This window comes from Tistrella mobilis, assembly GCF_041468085.1.
Taxonomy (GTDB): domain Bacteria; phylum Pseudomonadota; class Alphaproteobacteria; order Tistrellales; family Tistrellaceae; genus Tistrella; species Tistrella mobilis_A.
On the sequence record NZ_CP121017.1, the window covers coordinates 3438877 to 3451784 of the forward strand.

A 12908-nucleotide genomic window follows, 5' to 3' on the forward strand; every position below is an offset into this window, starting at 1 on the left:
CCGGACCGGCCTCCGATCTCCCGTCCACCTCCGGCGACGGGGCGTCCACTCTCGGAAAACGCGAGCGGACAGCGAAGACATTCGCGGACAATAGCACGTCGGACGGCGCTGGGAAGAGCCTGCCCGTGCCTCTGAACCCAAGGAAATCCGCCAATGCCCGCCTTGCGCGGAGCGTGCGGCGCACCATTCTCGCCGCAGTCCCTGGACACAACCATTCGTTTCAAATTGACACAGAAACTTGCGGCCCGCACAGTCGAGCGCAACGGCCCCCGGCAGTGGCCGACCAGAATAGGGAGAACACGTCTGATGGCGATCCGCGCCCCGCATTTCCCCACCGACGGCGTCACCTGGTTCAATCTTGCAGGCCCACCGCCGACCCTGCAGGACCTGCGTGGCCGGCTGGTGATCCTGGATTTCTGGACCTTCTGCTGCATCAACTGCATGCATGTGCTGCCGGTGCTGGCCGAAATCGAGCGGCGCTATCCCGACACCGTGGCGGTGATCGGCGTCCACAGCCCGAAATTCACCGCCGAACGCGACCCCGAGAAGGTCGCGGGCGCGATCGCCCGCTATGGCATCACCCATCCGGTGATCCACGACCCCGAGATGCGGATGTGGCGCGAATACGCCATCCGCGCCTGGCCGACCCTTGGTTTCATCGGCCCCGACGGCGCCTATCTGGGGGCAGCCCCCGGCGAACCGGCGCTGGAGAAGCTGGTGGAGCTGGTCGAGCGGGTGCTTGAAGAGGCGCGCGAGGGCGGCAGCCTGTCGCCTGCGATGCTTGATCTGGCGCCGCCCCCCGAACCCGCGCGGCTGCTGCGCCATCCGGCGAAGCTGAAGGAATTCCGCTATGGCCGCGGCTCTGCCGGCTGGGCGATCGCCGATGCCGGCCATCACCAGATCGCGCTGTTCGACAATGCCGGCAACGAGATCCGCCGGGTCGGATCGGGCGAGCCCGGCCTGGTCGACGGACCGGCGGAGCAGGCACGCTTCCAGCGGCCGCAGGGGCTGATCGCCGCCGATGGCGCGATCTTCGTCGCCGACACCTGGAACCACGCCGTGCGCCGGATCGATGTGGCGAGCGGCGCGGTCACCACCATCGCCGGCACCGGCCGGCGCGGCCCGATCCTGAAGACCCCTGCCCCGGCCATCGATACCGCCCTCGCCAGCCCCTGGGATCTGGAGTACCGCGAGGGCGTGCTCTATGTCGCCAATGCCGGCACCCATCAGCTGGCGCGGATCGATCTTGCCACCGGCGTGCTGGAGCCGCTGGCCGGCACCGGTGCCGAAGCGCTGGTCGACGGGCCGGCCGATCAGGCGGCGCTGGCCCAGCCCTCGGCACTGGCGCTGAAAGAGGATCAGCTCTGGTTCATCGATGCCGAAACCTCCAGCCTGCGCCGGCTGGACCTGGCCAGCCGCGCGGTCTCGACCCTGGTCGGTGACGGGCTGTTCGAATTCGGCATGGTCGACGGACCGGCCAAGACGGCCCGTTTCCAGCACCCGCTCGGCCTCTGCTTCGACATGAACGGCAACATCCTGGTCGCCGACGCCTATAATGATGCGATCCGGGTGGTGGATCCGGAAACCGGCATGGTCTCCAGCCTCGACGATCCGCCCTATGACTGTTTCGATGATCTCTGCCGCCCGCTGTCGGAACCGGCCGGGGTTGCGGTGGATGATGACGGGGTGGTGTTCGTGGCCGATACCGGCAATGACAGGATCTTCCTCTATCACGACGTGTTCCGGACCAGCCGGACCTGGGCGGAATGACAGGGCGTGAGGCAGCGGCAGATGCCCTGCTGATCCGCCCCGCCCGCCCCGACGAGGCGGCGGTGCTGGCGGCGATCGAGGATGCGGCGGCGGTGCAGTTCGTCCGGATCGGCATGGATCTGGGCGCCACCGCCTCGGATCCGGCCATGCTCGCCGCCCGGGCGGCCGAAGGTTCGGTGCTGACTGCCAGCCTGGCCGGCCGGCCGGTCGGCTTCGCCATCCTCACCACGGTCGACGGCAATGCCCATCTGGCGGAACTCGACGTGGCACCCGATGTCCAGCGCCGGGGCATCGGCCGCCGCCTGATCGAGGCTGTGGCCGATCGGGCGCGGGCAGCCGGTCATTCTGGCCTCACCCTCACCACCTTCCGCGACGTGCCCTGGAACGGCCCCTGGTATCGCAGGCTGGGCTTCACGGAACTGCCGGCCGAGGCCCAGGGGCCGGCGCTCCGCCAGATCCGCGCGGCAGAAGCCCGGCGGATCGATCCGCTGGGGCCGCGGATCGCCATGATAAGGGGTCTCTGATCCGGCTCAGAGCCGACCGAGAAGTTCCTCGACGAAAGCCGGCACGATCAGGCTTGCCGGGCCGTAGCGGGTTTCGGTGAACAGGCTGGCGCCCTCCGACGGCTCCAGGTTCAGTTCCAGCGTATGAGCCATGCCGCGGTGGCGGACATCGGCCACGAAACCCGCCGCCGGATAGACCGTGCCCGAGGTGCCGATCGACACGAACAGCCCGCACTCGGCCAGCGCCGCCTGGATCCGCTCCATCTCGAACGGCATTTCGCCGAACCAGACGATATGCGGCCGCATCCGCCCGGTCGATCCGCAGCCGTCACAGGCCGAGGCCTCGTCGAGATCGGCCAGGTGATGGGCGACCGCCTCGCACTCCAGACAGCGCACCTTGGCCAGTTCGCCATGCATGTGGATCAGATTGCGGCTGCCGGCACGTTCGTGCAGGTCGTCGACATTCTGGGTCACCACCAGAACCCCGCCCGGCCAGGCCGCCTCCAGCCGGGCCAGCGCCTGATGCGCCGGATTGGGCTGAACGCTGGCCAGCTGGGCGCGCCGGCTGTTGTAGAAGCCCTGAACCAGTGCCGGATTGCGGGCGAAGCCTTCAGGCGTCGCCAGGTCTTCCAGGCTGTGGCGCCGCCAGACGCCATCGGCATCGCGGAAGGTGTCGAGCCCGCTTTCCTTCGAAATGCCGGCCCCCGTCAGCACCACGATCGGCAGGTCGGGGGTCACGTCGTCCAGGCTCGTCTCAGGGTCGAAACGGTCGATCCAGCGCATCGGGGGTCACTCGCGAGAAGAGGACGAAAAGAAAAAATGCCGCGCGGCCGCTCAGCGCCGCAACACCTGCCGGCAATCGGGCCGGCGGTCCTGCCAGCCCTGGCGCTCCAGCTCCGGCACCTCCTGCTGGTCGGCCGGGCGACCAAGACACAGATAGCCGATGAAGCCCCAGCCGGCCGGCACGTCCAGCAGCTGCACCACCGGTGCGGGATCCAGGATCGAGACCCAGCCCAGCCCCACATCATGGGCGCGTGCCGCCAGCCATAATGTATGGATGGCGAGCACCGCCGAATAGGCCACGGTTTCGGGCATGGTCCGGCGGCCGAGCCCATGGCCCTGCTGGGGGTCGGTGACCGCGAAGACCGCGAGCTGCAGCGGCGCCTTGTCGAGACCTTCCAGTTTCAGCGCCCGATAGGCGGCGCGGCGCGGATCGGCCTGGGCGGTGGCTGCGGCCTCGTTCGCCTTCAACACCTCGGCGCGGATGGCGGCACGCAAAGCGGGCGTATCGACCCGCACGAAGCGCCAGGGCTGCGAGTTGCCGACGGAGGGCGCGAGACAGGCGAGATCGAGCAGCCGGTCGATCAGCTCTTCGGGCAGCGGATCGGTGCGGAACCGGCGCACATCGCGGCGCCAGCGCAGCAGCGTCTCCAGCATCGCCTGGAAGTCGGGATCGAAAACCGGTGCCGCGCTCGCCATTCGTCAGCTCTCCGTCAGTCAGCGCCCATCGACCCGTCAGCGCCCGTCGATGATCGACCCGCGGCGGACGCGGAACTGCGTGCCGTCATCCAGCTTGTGCAGCCCGTCTTCCAACCGGCGGCGGGTGCCGTCGGGGTTCATCACCGTCGCCTGCATGCGGAACTCGGTCGCGTATTGCGAGGGGCCGATCATGACGGTGCGGCCGTCGGACAGCATGCGGATCACCGTGTTGGGCGGCAGCGGCGGCGGCACCTCGGCCTCGCCGGGGGCGGCCGGCGCCACCGGGTCTCCGGGGGCCGCCGGTGCCGTCGGTTCCGGCTGGAGATTGCGATCCGGCGGAATCTGGGCGTTGGCGGGGACCATCCAGAGACAGGCGATCGTCAAAAGTGCAGGGAAGACAAAGGACAGGCGGCTCGGGGAGGAACCGGGACGGGCGAGCATGGGTGGTGCGACCATTCGACGGACTTGGGGGCGGCAGGACCCGCCGGCGACCGGCGGATCAACCATTGATCCATAGCATTCAGATGTCCGCGCCGCGAATCTTCTGCAAGCTCTCGATCAGCGGATCGTCACCATCCTCATCGCTCCCGTCCTCGTCGCCTTCATCCTCGCCGACAGGGGGCGGGCCACCAGCGGTTTCGGTCACCAGCCTCCAGGCCGGCAGCAGCACCCGGACCGTGGTTCCGACCCCGGGCTCGCTTTCCAGCACCACCTCGCCGTCGTGCAGGTCGACCATCGCCTTCACCAGCGACATGCCGAGCCCGGTGCCCTCGTAGCGGCGCGAGAGCGAACTGTCGACCTGTTCGAAGGGCTGGAAGACCCGCGGAATATCGTCTTCGGCGATGCCGATGCCGGTATCGGCGACATAAATCTCGATCGTGCCCCCGTCGTCCGCCTCTGCGACCAGCCCCGGATTGCACCGCACGCCAAGCTCGACCCGTCCGCCCGGATCGGTGAATTTCACCGCATTGGACAACAGGTTCAGCAGCACCTGGGTCAGCTTGCGCTCATCCGCTTTCAGATCGGCGCGGCGCAGATCCTCGGGCAACTGCACCACCAGATCCAGCCCGCCGCGACGGGCCCGCTCGGCCACCATCCGGCGGCTGCGCTCCAGCAGGAAGCGGATCGGAACCTCGCTCTCTTCGACCGCAAGCTTGCCCGCCTCGGCCTTGGACAGATCCAGGATGTCGTTGATCAGCGACAGCAGATGCTGGCCCGACTGCCGGATGTCGGCGACATATTCTTCCTGCTTGGCGCTCATCGGCCCGAACAGCCCCGACTGGAGCATTTCGGAAAAGCCCAGGATTGCATTCAGGGGCGTGCGAAGCTCGTGGCTCATATTGGCCAGGAACTCGGCCTTGCTGCGCGCGGCGGCCAGTGCCGCATCGCGGGCCAGGCTCATGCCTTCGGCCAGTTCCACCAGCCGGGCGGTCTGGTCCTCCAGCCGCTCACGCGTGTCCTGCAGCTCGTGGAGGTTCTCCTGAAGCTGGCGTTCCTTGACCTTGATGTCCGTCGCATCGACATGCACGCCGACCACCAGCCCACCGCTCATCAGCCGTTCGCGGATCTGCAGCCAGCGGCCGTCGACATTGCGCTGCTCGATGATGCCGATCGGATTGCGGTGCTTGCGCACGCGCTCGGCAATCCAGGCCTCGCGATCGGCCAGCCCCACATCGATGCGTCCGGAATCGATCTCTTCGCGCAGCATGTCGACGAAGGGGGTGCCGGGGCGGGTCAGATGGTCCGGCACGCCATAGAATTCACGATACCGGCTGTTGCAGAACACCAGCCGGTCCTCGGCATCGAACAGCACCAGCCCGGCCGACATGGCATCCAGCGCCTCGTCGAGCACCCGATGGGTCCGCTCGGCGGCCTGGGTCTCGCGGCGCTGGTCGGAAATGTCGATCAGGGTCCAGGCGATGCGGTCCAGCCGCCCGTCCTCCAGACGATCGGCCATCGCGGCGATCCGCAGCCAGCGCACCTCGAATCCTGTGCCGAGCTGGCATTCCACCGACAGCCTGTCGCGGGTACCGCCGCGCATCTCGTCGAGCAGCCCGGCCAGCCGCTCGCCCACCACCCCCATGCGCGCCAGCAGATCGGCGAAGGATTCGGCCCGGCCCGCCCAGGACAACAGAGCTCGCGCCCGCTTGTCCGACACCCGGACCCGGCCGTCGGCATCGGTGACCACCAGCCCCACTTCAGCGGCCTCGACCTCAAGTCCTCTCTCGGGGTCGGCCAGGAAATCCTGTGGTGCGGCGGCAAGTGTGGAGGCCATGGCTTCGGGCAGGTCGATGGCGATACCGCGCAGCGTGGCGACGCCGGCGGTCGATATCACCGGCGCTCCAAGCGCCACGATCACCCCGCCGCCCATCCAGCGCCGGGGTGCATCTGGCAGAAAGGCGCGGCGCAGCATGTCTTCAAGGTCGCCGGCCAGCACGGCCGGGCAAAGCCGGCGGGCAAGATCGGCCAGCGGCAGCGGGCGCTGCGGCTGATCGGAAAGATGACCGACGGGCACATCCCCGGCCAGGCCTGGCCGGGCGACGAGCACAAAACCGCAGCCGGGCGCCGCCCCGCCATCCAGACCGGAGCCCCCTGCCGCTGCCATCATGCGGACCTCATCGGCCCGTGCCACATCGGAAGCCGTTACCGACGCTTTATCGCCCATGCCCTCGTTCACTACCGTCTCACCCCAACCCACCGTGGCACGGCGGGGATCCGGATCACCTGACCGTTCATCCGCAAGTGTATTGTCCTTGCGGAAGCGAGGCCACATGAACCGGAATGCGCGGGGGTGATTCCGGTCCCGTCAGGCCGCCCGTTCGCCGGAAGCCAGGCGGCTGATCAGATAGTCGAGATTATCGCTGTCGATGCCCTCGACCTGGGTCAGCACCCGCTCGATCAGGGTCGAACGATATCTGATCCGGTCTCCAGGCCGGCCGTCATACTGCATTTCACGCGCCACGTCGATGGCCGTCATCATCGCATGCGCCAGTGCGTCGGGAATCCGGGCGGTCTGCAGCAGGCGTTCAAGCCCCTTGCGGCCCGGATCGTCGATCAGCCGTTGGGCATTCATCAGCGCAACACCGGCCAGCCGGGCGATGCCGCGATCGAAAAAGCCGCGATCGCCGATGCACAGCGCCCGGAACAGGATGGTCGGCGTCAGCCGGCGGGCGGCGTAGAGCACGTCGATCAGCTCGTCCGGGTCCTCGGCACGCGAGGGATCGACCAGACCGATCACCGCCCGCTCGCGCCCGGCCAGCGCCAGATCCAATGCCAGTGCGGCGGGCACGTCGGGCCGCTTGACCAGCTGGGTACGCAGCCGGTCCGACACCACCGAGACCAGCCGTTCCGAGACCTTCACCGGCAGCACCGGCCGGGCGATCACGCCGGCCTGAACGTTTTCGCTGGCCGGGAAGCGGTCGATGGCGGTGAGCAGGGATTTCTCGCCCAGTTCGGCCCCGGGGTTGCCCACCACCGTCGCGACGGCGCCTTCGGCACCATGGCGGACGATCGTCTCGCCCAGCTCGGCCGAGATGATCTTGCGCCGCGCCACCGCTTCCTGTGCCGCCCCGGTCTGGGCACGGACGATCTCGATCAGGTCCTCGTCGGTCAGCACTTCCGAGAATTCCAGGATCGGTGTCGCCACCGGCACCACGTCACGCGCCAGGGTGCGAGCGACATCGGCAGGCACGCCCGGATTGTCCTTCAGGGCCTCGGCGAGGGCGGAACGGACCCGTACCTCGGCATCGCGCAGCATCAGCCGGAAAATATCCTCGGCCAGCCGGCGTTCGCTGTCGCTGAGTTCGCCGTCGGCATGGACGGCAGCGACCTTGCGGGCGACGTCTTCGCGCCGTGCCGCCGTGGGTTCGGACAGCAGCTTGCGGATGTCTTCTTCGCTCAATTTAGCCATGACGACCTCCCCCGTTCCGTCGCGCCGCCGGACGATCTGCCCCGTGCGGGCGGGCGATCCCCGGGCTTCGGTCACGGCGTGAACCTGTACAGCTTACGCGATTGGCCGGGACAGCGCCACGCAGGACAGGGTTAACACGTTCTTCACGATGTTTCTGTCGCAAATGCACGGCAGGCGTGTTTACCGCCTCCGGCAACCGCCCCCCGGCATTCCCCTGGCAAGCGACCATGCGGCGACAGGACGCACATCCCGCCGGGATCGCATATTCTAGATTGGCGCCCGAGAGAACGCCGCAATCCGCCGGGGCAACGGTGAGCGCGGCCGAGGCGCAGACACAGAGGATGAGACAAGACCAATGGACACCCGTTTCCGCATCGCCGCCCTGGCCGGCATCACCGGCCTGATGCTCGCCGCAGGTCCCGCCGCTGCCGAGGGCGACGCCGCCAAGGGCGAGAAGATCTTCGCCCGCTGCAAGGCCTGCCACACGATCGAGGCCGGCGGCCCCAACCGTGTCGGCCCCAATCTGCATGGCGTCTATGGCCGCGAGGCCGGCAAGGCCGAGGGCTTCAAGTATTCGAACGTCGTGGCGGAATCCGGCATCGTCTGGACGCCCGAGAACCTGGATGCCTATCTGACGGCGCCCGCGAAGTTCCTGAAGGGCAACCGCATGGCCTTCGCCGGGCTTGCAAAGCCGGAAGAGCGTGCCGACATCATCGCCTATCTCGCCAGCCAGAAATGAGCCGGGGCGCCCCCAAGCGGTCACCGGCCCGGAAGGATCGTTGACCGACAGCGCCGGACCTGCCGTCTTCACCGCCGCCGCCCTGGCCCGGCATCTGGGCCGGGTGATCGCCACCCCCGCCGTCGCCGATGCCGGGGCGCATGCCGCCCTGGAGGCGGCGGTGACGGCGGCGCGCGGCTGCACGCTCTGTGCGCCGCATCTGCCGCGCGGCCCCCGCCCCGTGCTGCGCGCCGGGGCGAGTGCCCGCATCCTGATCATCGGTCAGGCGCCCGGAACGAAGGTGCACGAGACCGGCCTGCCCTGGAACGATGCCAGCGGCGACCGGCTGCGCGACTGGACCGGGCTCGATCGCGACATCTTCTACGATCCGGCGCGCATCGCCATCATCCCGATGGGGCTCTGCTATCCGGGCCGCGGCACCGGCGGCGACCTGCCGCCCCGGCCGGAATGCGCCCCGGCCTGGCATCCGCGGCTGCTGCCGCATCTGCCCGAACTGCGCCTGGTGATCCTGGCCGGAGCCTATGCGATCGGCGCCTATGCCAGGCCGCTGCTCGGCCCCGCCTTCGCACGTGCACCGCTCTCGAACGTGGTCGCAGCCTGGGAGACCCTGCCCCCGGGCATCATGCCCCTGCCCCATCCGTCGCCCCGCAACCGCCGCTGGCTGCGCGACCGGCCCTGGTTCGAAGAACGTGTGGTGCCGGCACTGAAGCAGCGGGTGGATCGTGCCCTCGGGCGATGATGCATCGCAGTATTTCATGCCGCGCCGCAAGAAAAACCGGCACCACGACGTCATCACAGATCACCCTTTTCCATTTATTTCAAGACCATGCATGCAGGCCGCCTGTGCCGTTTCTGTCGCACGACGCCTGAAACTGCGTTAGGATTTCTCCCAGAGAGAGACGATCGCCGGCATGACCGGCGCTACGGCTCCGATCCTGGGGAGGACCTACGCGATGGTGGCCATGCATGTGCGGGACCATATCGAGGAAGTCGTGCGCGTCGTCTCGACCGAGACGTCTGAGCCCGGCGGTGCTGCGCGGGCCCGTCGCGGCCAGGCCCGGCCGCAGCTTCGCGCCTCCCCCCTCCGCGACGCCCCCCATCGCGCCATCCCGCTTCGCGACGGGCTGATCCGCGACAGCTGGCGGCGCTGTGTCGCCACCCACGGCCTGGACCCGACGCGGCTTCAGGAGGCCCGGATCCTGCCCGAGGCGCGGGTGCGCGAGCATCGTGAGCGGCTGGAAGATCTGATCCGCACCGCCCGTTTCGGCCTGGAAAGCCTGTATCGCCGCATCGCCGGCCAGGGCTATGTGCTGCTGCTGTCGGATGCGCGCGGCGTGACGGTCGATTTCATGGGCGACCCCACCTTCGACAACCATCTGCGCCGCGCCGGGCTCTATCTGGGATCGGACTGGAACGAAGCCCATGCCGGCACCTGCGGCGTGGGGCTGTGCATCGCCTCGGGCGAAGCGCTGACCGTGCACCAGACCGACCATTTCGATGCCACCCATGTCGGGCTGACCTGCACCTGCGCACCGATCCACGACGTCGACGGCCGCCTTGCCGCCGTGCTCGACATCTCGGCGCTGCGTTCTCCCACCCCTAAGGACAGCCAGCATCTGGCCCTGCAACTGGTCCAGGATTACGCCCACACCATCGAGATGGCCAATCTGGAGCGGCGGTTCCGCGACCGCTGGCTGGTCCGGTTCAGCCTGTCGCCGGATTTCGTCGAGGCCGACCCGGATTGCGCCGTGGCGCTGGATGATGACGGCCGCATCCTGGGCATGACCGACCGCGCCCGCCGCCTGCTCGCCGGTCAGGCCGATGGCAGTGCCCGCGACCCCTCGGCCGTGATCGGCCGCCATTTTAACGAGCTGGTGGATTTCGACGTCGAACGCCTGGGCGATCTGGGCCGGGGGGCTGCGACCGAATCCTGCGGCATCGAGGTCCGCTCGGGCCGCATGCTCTATGCCCATGCCGCCCCGCCCGGCCCGGCACCTGCTGCCCGCAGCCGCCCCGACACGCTCCGCCGCGGCACCCACGGCCTGCCGGCACCGCTTGCGGCCCTCACCGGCGGCGATCCGGCCATTCTCGCCATGCTGGGCCGCGCCGCCCGGCTGGTGGAGGCGCCGGTCGCGATCATGATCCGCGGTGAGACCGGCACGGGGAAGGAATACCTCGCCAAGGCGCTGCATCAGTCACGCCGCAAACCCGGCCCCTTCGTGGCGGTCAACTGCGCGGCCCTGCCCGAAAGCCTGATCGAAAGCGAGCTGTTCGGCCATGTTCCCGGTGCCTTCACCGGCGCCCGTGCCCGCGGCCATGCCGGGCTGATCCGCGAGGCATCCGGCGGCACGCTGTTCCTGGACGAAATCGGCGACATGCCGCTTGCCCTTCAGGGCCGGCTGCTCCGGGTGCTGGCCGAACGCGAGGTGCTGCCGGTCGGCGGTTCACGGCCGGTACCGGTCGACATCCGGGTGATTTCAGCCAGCCATCGCGACCTGATGGCCGAGGTGCGCGCCGGCCGCTTCCGCGAAGACCTCTATTATCGCCTGAACGGCGCCCTGCTGACCCTGCCGCCCCTGCGCGAACGGGCCGATCTCGACTGGCTGGTCGGCCGGATGCTGGCCGACGGGGCGACCGAGCCCGCCGGTCATCGCCTGGACCCGCAGGCCCGGCTGCGGCTGCGGGCCCATCACTGGCCGGGCAATCTGCGCGAGCTCGCCAATGCGCTGGTCTGCGCCCGGGCGGTTTCCACCGGCGGCGTGATCCGGGTCAACGATCTGCCCGAAGAGCTGCAGGCCCCGGCGGTCAGTGCCCAGGCCCATGCCATCGGCCCCCATCCGCGGGCGCGGGAAGACGCCGAGATGCTGCGCATGGTGCTGAAATCCCACGGCTGGAACGTGTCGGCCGCCGCCCGGGCGCTCGGCATCGACCGCACCACCGTCCACCGCCGCATGCGCCGCCTGGGCATCCGCCCGCCGCATCGGGTGGAGGGGTGAGGCGCGGCAGGCCATAGGCTCCTGAACGCCACGATCAGCGACAGTACAGGTGGATTCCCGCCTCCGCGGGAATGACGGTATCTTTTTGTTCTAACACAATAAACTGTCATCCCCGCGAAGGCAGGGATCCACCTTTGCGTCACGATGCACGACATCGGCAGGAGGCAGAGCCGATCTGCGCCCGCCAACCTGCGGCACGCGCATCGCCCGTGGCGCCACAGCTGTGGCAGGGCACACGCGACACGCCACAGCGGCTTTCGCCCAAGCATTTGATTCTGCTCAAAACATAGAACTGGCCCGCCTTTTGCCACTCTCAGCCCGGACCGCACCGTCAGATGTGCGGCGGCAAGATCTCTAAGGGGCATGGGGATGAGGGGCATGGAAACGCGACGAGACGACGCAGCGCCGCCTGCGGGCGCGCCGCTGGTGGGCGTGATCGCCAATCCGGTTTCCGCGCGGGACATCCGCCGGGTGATCGCCAACGCCACCAGCCTGCAGATCGCCGACCGGGCCAATATCGTGCTCCGGATTCTGGCCTGTCTGCGCCATTTCGGCATCGGCCGGGTGGTGATGATGCCGGATACCGGCGGGGTGCGGTCGCATGTGAAACGCGGCCTGCACCAATCGGCCAATCGCGGCGACGGCCGCTTTCCGGCGGTCGAGTGGCTGGACATGGCCGTCACCGCCACCGCCGATGACAGCATCGAGGCCGCCCGGCGCATGGCCGCCATGGGTGTGGCGGTGATCGTGGTTCTGGGCGGCGACGGCACCCATCGCGCCGTCGCCTCGACCTGCGGCCGGGTGCCGATCGCCGGCGTGTCGACCGGCACCAACAACGCCTTTCCCGACACCCGGGAGGCCACCGTCACCGGGCTGGCCGTGGGGCTGGCCGCCGCCGGGCTGGTGCCGCCCGAGGTGGCCTTCCGTCCCAACAAGCGCCTGGAGGTGACGGTCGCCGGCCGCACCGAAACCGCGCTGGTCGACGTGGCGGTTGTGGCGGAGCGTTATGTCGGCGCCCGCGCGCTCTGGCGCACCGAGGGTTTCCGCGAGCTTTTCGTCACCTTCGGCGACCCGCGCACCATCGGCATGTCGGCCATCGCCGGGCTGTCGGCCCCGGTCGACCGCGCGGCACCTTTCGGCCGCCACATCCGCTTCGCCGAACCCGCCCTGGCCGAACGGGTGCTGCATGCCCCGATCGCCCCCGGGCTGATCCTGCCGGTCGGCATCGATGCCGTCGCCCGGCTGGATCCCGACCGGCCGGTGCGGATCATGGCCGAGGCCGGCTCACTCGCCTTCGACGGCGAGCGCGAAATCGCCTTCACCGCCGCCGACGCACCTGCCGTCACGCTGCGCACCGATGCCTTCCGCACCGTCGATGTCGAGGCCTGCATGGCCCATGCCGCAGCGGAAGGCCTGTTCTTCGACAGGACACGGGGACCGGCTGCAAACACCAGCGCCTGAGCCCCGACGACTCAACCACGAAGGCGGACCCACCGCCACCATCCAGGGAG

General features: G+C 69.0%; 11 protein-coding genes. 6 read left to right on the forward strand and 5 right to left on the reverse strand.

Annotated elements, in window-relative coordinates; translation table 11 throughout:
- Positions 1-306: 306 nt before the first annotated feature.
- Positions 307-1770, forward strand: a complete 1464-nt coding sequence (locus tag P7L68_RS21125; RefSeq protein ID WP_372001407.1) for a thioredoxin-like domain-containing protein — start codon at positions 307-309, stop codon at positions 1768-1770.
- On the forward strand, positions 1767-2294 hold the full coding sequence (locus tag P7L68_RS21130; RefSeq protein ID WP_372001409.1) for a GNAT family N-acetyltransferase: 528 nt from the start codon (positions 1767-1769) through the stop codon (positions 2292-2294). The genes P7L68_RS21125 and P7L68_RS21130 overlap by 4 nt, the downstream gene beginning before the upstream one ends.
- A gap of 6 nt (positions 2295-2300) precedes the next feature.
- Here the strand turns inward: P7L68_RS21130 and P7L68_RS21135 are convergent, their stop codons facing one another.
- From P7L68_RS21135 to P7L68_RS21155, 5 genes are all read right to left on the reverse strand, one after another.
- The gene (locus tag P7L68_RS21135) at positions 2301-3056 is read right to left on the reverse strand and encodes an NAD-dependent deacylase (protein WP_372001411.1); all 756 of its coding nucleotides are present in this window, start codon (positions 3054-3056) and stop codon (positions 2301-2303) included.
- A 51-nt stretch (positions 3057-3107) separates the two neighbouring features.
- Positions 3108-3752 carry a 5,6-dimethylbenzimidazole synthase gene (gene bluB / locus P7L68_RS21140; protein ID WP_372001413.1) on the reverse strand — a complete coding sequence of 215 codons (645 nt, stop codon included), beginning with the start codon at positions 3750-3752 and terminating at the stop codon, positions 3108-3110.
- A 36-nt stretch (positions 3753-3788) separates the two neighbouring features.
- On the reverse strand, positions 3789-4115 hold the full coding sequence (locus P7L68_RS21145; RefSeq protein ID WP_372001414.1) for a hypothetical protein: 327 nt from the start codon (positions 4113-4115) through the stop codon (positions 3789-3791).
- A gap of 157 nt (positions 4116-4272) precedes the next feature.
- Positions 4273-6417 carry an ATP-binding protein gene (locus P7L68_RS21150; protein WP_372001416.1) on the reverse strand — a complete coding sequence of 715 codons (2145 nt, stop codon included), beginning with the start codon at positions 6415-6417 and terminating at the stop codon, positions 4273-4275.
- 141 nt (positions 6418-6558) lie between these two features.
- Entirely contained in the window at positions 6559-7662 is a 1104-nt protein-coding gene (locus tag P7L68_RS21155; RefSeq protein WP_372001417.1) for a DUF2336 domain-containing protein, read from the reverse strand.
- A gap of 355 nt (positions 7663-8017) precedes the next feature.
- On the opposite strand from P7L68_RS21155, the gene P7L68_RS21160 reads away from it, so the two are divergent.
- From P7L68_RS21160 to P7L68_RS21175, 4 genes are all read left to right on the forward strand, one after another.
- A complete protein-coding gene (locus P7L68_RS21160; protein ID WP_372001418.1) occupies positions 8018-8401 on the forward strand; it encodes a cytochrome c family protein in 384 nt (127 codons plus the stop codon).
- Positions 8402-8561: 160 nt separating this feature from the next.
- The gene (locus P7L68_RS21165) at positions 8562-9140 is read left to right on the forward strand and encodes a uracil-DNA glycosylase family protein (RefSeq protein ID WP_372006906.1); all 579 of its coding nucleotides are present in this window, start codon (positions 8562-8564) and stop codon (positions 9138-9140) included.
- 214 nt (positions 9141-9354) lie between these two features.
- Positions 9355-11397 (forward strand): sigma-54-dependent Fis family transcriptional regulator, encoded by a 2043-nt coding sequence (locus tag P7L68_RS21170; protein ID WP_372001420.1) that lies wholly within the window; start codon positions 9355-9357, stop codon positions 11395-11397.
- A gap of 378 nt (positions 11398-11775) precedes the next feature.
- Complete coding sequence (locus tag P7L68_RS21175) at positions 11776-12858, forward strand: ATP-NAD kinase family protein (RefSeq protein ID WP_372001422.1); 1083 nt, start codon at positions 11776-11778, stop codon at positions 12856-12858.
- Positions 12859-12908 lie beyond the last annotated feature (50 nt).

Excerpts from the sequence above, each read along its gene's own strand:
- P7L68_RS21125 (WP_372001407.1), top strand. The coding sequence starts at position 307 with ATGGCGATCCGCGCCCCGCATTTCCCCACCGACGGCGTCACCTGGTTC.
- P7L68_RS21150 (WP_372001416.1), bottom strand. The coding sequence starts at position 6,417 with ATGGGCGATAAAGCGTCGGTAACGGCTTCCGATGTGGCACGGGCCGAT.
- P7L68_RS21155 (WP_372001417.1), bottom strand. The coding sequence starts at position 7,662 with ATGGCTAAATTGAGCGAAGAAGACATCCGCAAGCTGCTGTCCGAACCC.
- P7L68_RS21170 (WP_372001420.1), top strand. The coding sequence starts at position 9,355 with ATGGTGGCCATGCATGTGCGGGACCATATCGAGGAAGTCGTGCGCGTC.
- bluB (WP_372001413.1), bottom strand. The coding sequence starts at position 3,752 with ATGGCGAGCGCGGCACCGGTTTTCGATCCCGACTTCCAGGCGATGCTG.
- P7L68_RS21135 (WP_372001411.1), bottom strand. The coding sequence starts at position 3,056 with ATGCGCTGGATCGACCGTTTCGACCCTGAGACGAGCCTGGACGACGTG.
- P7L68_RS21145 (WP_372001414.1), bottom strand. The coding sequence starts at position 4,115 with ATGGTCCCCGCCAACGCCCAGATTCCGCCGGATCGCAATCTCCAGCCG.
- P7L68_RS21160 (WP_372001418.1), top strand. The coding sequence starts at position 8,018 with ATGGACACCCGTTTCCGCATCGCCGCCCTGGCCGGCATCACCGGCCTG.
- P7L68_RS21130 (WP_372001409.1), top strand. The coding sequence starts at position 1,767 with ATGACAGGGCGTGAGGCAGCGGCAGATGCCCTGCTGATCCGCCCCGCC.
- P7L68_RS21175 (WP_372001422.1), top strand. The coding sequence starts at position 11,776 with ATGGAAACGCGACGAGACGACGCAGCGCCGCCTGCGGGCGCGCCGCTG.